This is a genomic window from Dellaglioa sp. CoH-57-MRSF-18 (assembly GCF_056781995.1).
The window spans coordinates 1-272 of record NZ_JBXAXX010000217.1 but is presented as its reverse complement, the minus strand read 5'-3'; the positions used below and the strand labels follow the sequence as shown (position 1 = coordinate 272).

The 272-nt window shown below is 54.0% G+C and carries 1 protein-coding gene; it reads left to right on the top strand.

All coding sequences use genetic code 11. The features are described from left to right. On the top strand, positions 1–190 hold a 190-nt coding region (locus AC1RPG_RS08785), incomplete at its 5' end, for a hypothetical protein (protein ID WP_481762603.1). Positions 191–272 lie beyond the last annotated feature (82 nt).

The window sequence follows — 272 nt, the reverse complement described above, 5'->3', positions numbered from 1 at the left end:
GAAGGAAAACATGAACAAGTTCAATCGATTCACGCGTGGCTTTCTGGTCGCGGTGGAAATCGCGGCTGCGTGCGTCGCAGGCGTAAAGTACTGGTCAATGGGTGACGCGGTTGGCGGCTGTTACTGGCTGCTGATCGCGGTTCTTGCCCAGACCCTCATCATCGAACATAAACAGGAGTGTGGTCAATGAGGTCTATTCCGTCGATCCTGATGTATGTGTGTGCTGCATTCAACATGCTGCACGCCGTGGCCATTAACATGGGCGGCAACAC